Source organism: Kitasatospora sp. NPDC057965, assembly GCF_042887135.1.
Taxonomy (GTDB): domain Bacteria; phylum Actinomycetota; class Actinomycetes; order Streptomycetales; family Streptomycetaceae; genus Kitasatospora.
In genome coordinates this window covers 118873-119906 of record NZ_JBHVPZ010000026.1, presented here as the reverse complement: position 1 = coordinate 119906, position 1034 = coordinate 118873, and the positions used below count along the sequence as shown (strand labels likewise).

1 protein-coding gene and 1 pseudogene are annotated in these 1034 nt (G+C 75.8%); both read right to left on the bottom strand.

The features are described 5' to 3' along the window. Positions 1-290 (bottom strand): annotated as a pseudogene (locus ACFVVU_RS29215) (hypothetical protein); the annotation flags it as partial. Positions 291-389: 99 nt separating this feature from the next. After that, positions 390-830, bottom strand: coding sequence for a nitroreductase/quinone reductase family protein (locus ACFVVU_RS29210; RefSeq protein WP_380715288.1), 441 nt, complete (start codon positions 828-830; stop codon positions 390-392). Positions 831-1034: the final 204 nt, after the last annotated feature.

The window sequence follows — 1034 nt, the reverse complement described above, 5'->3', positions numbered from 1 at the left end:
GGCCCTGACGGGGCGGCCGGGGGCGCGGACGCCCCGGCGCCGGCCCCCTGGTCGGCGGGTGCGGGCGGCGTGCCGGCGCCGGGGTCGGCACCGGACGGCGCGCCGGGTGCGGGTGCGGGGGCCGCCGGCCCCGGCAACAGGTCGACCAGTCCCCGGTCCGGGGCGGCCGGCAGGGCCACCGACGGCCCGCCGAGCTCCTCGGGAGCGGGCAGCAACTGGGACAGCAGGGCGCCGGTCGTCACCCCGACCAGCAATGCCAGGGGGAAGGCCCCCGTCCTCGGTCCGCGCACGATACCGGCCCCCTCCCCTCGCCCCCTGGAAAGACACCTTAAGCGTGACTCTCGGGAAGGTTAAGAGGGAACCGGCACCGTCCTCGGCGCCGTCCCGGCTCAGCCGGCCGGGCGCAGCTCCACCAGCGGCACCACACGGGTGGTTCGGGCGCGGAATTCCGCGAACAGCGGCTCCACCGCGATCTGCCGGGCCCAGACGGCCTCGTGCTCGCCCGCGTCGAGCGGAACGGCCCGCGCGGCGAAGGTGTCGGGGCCGAGTTCGACGGTCACCTCGGGGATGTCGGCGAGGTTGCGGTACCAGGCCGGGTCGGCCGGCGCGCCGCCGTTCAGGGCGAAGACGATCACCCGCCCGTCGTCCTTCAGGTACACCAGCGGGGTGGTGCGGGACTCGCCGCTGCGCCGGCCGCGGGTGGTGAGCAGCAGCAGGGTCTTGCCGGCGAAGTCACCGCCGACCACGCCCTCGGCCGCCCGGAACTCGGCGATCACCTGGCGGTTGTAGTCGTTGCCGCCGGCGGCGGGCTGGGGGTGGGCGGCGTTCATGTCGGTGGCCCTCTCGGCTGGTCCGGTTCGTCGGGACGAGCCTAGGAGCTGACACCGGTGTGAGATTCAAGTCGGTGTGACCGGAGTCACACCGGAAGGCCGCGGTCGCGCCGGGAATGGCCGAGGGGCCGGGGGCACCCCCCCCCCCCGGGGGGCCCCCCCCCCCCGGGGTAGAACCCGTGACCCCAAACCAAAAAGCGGAGC